General features: G+C 53.2%; 1 protein-coding gene. It reads left to right on the top strand.

From position 1 onward, the window contains the following. Positions 1 to 500: RNB domain-containing ribonuclease (locus ACTHUM_RS18935; RefSeq protein WP_440403819.1), on the top strand; the 500-nt coding region annotated here is incomplete at both ends.

Here is a 500-nt window from a genome sequence, read left to right as displayed (position 1 = left end):
GACAAGCAGTCGCTGACCTACAAAGCCTTTACCAAAGCCGCCGATGCGCTGAAAACCTCCGCCTACGAACTGGCGAAAAAAACAGGCGGCATTACGTCCATTCCCCAATACCTGCAAGACGGGTTTGAAATCAAATATTTCCCCAAAGGAACAGGTTTCCCCGACCTCTCCCTTCCCGAAATGCCCGACCTGCCCAAGGCCGACGTTACCGCCTTTTCCATTGACGACGAATCGACCACCGAAGTGGACGATGCCTTGAGCCTGACCGACTTGGGCAATGGCATGAAACGCGTCGGCATCCACATCGCCGCGCCGTCGCTTGCCATTAAACAAGGCGACAAAATGGAAAAAAACATCATGGAACGCTTGAGCACGGTTTATTTCCCCGGCGGCAAAATCACTATGTTGCCCGAAAACTGGATTGCCGCGTTCAGCCTTGATGCAGGCGCATACCGCCCTTCCATCAGCATTTATTGCGATGTGGACAACGAGTTCAACGT

This window comes from Neisseria sp. P0021.S006 (genome assembly GCF_051956895.1).
This window is presented reverse-complemented; position numbering and strand designations above follow the sequence as displayed.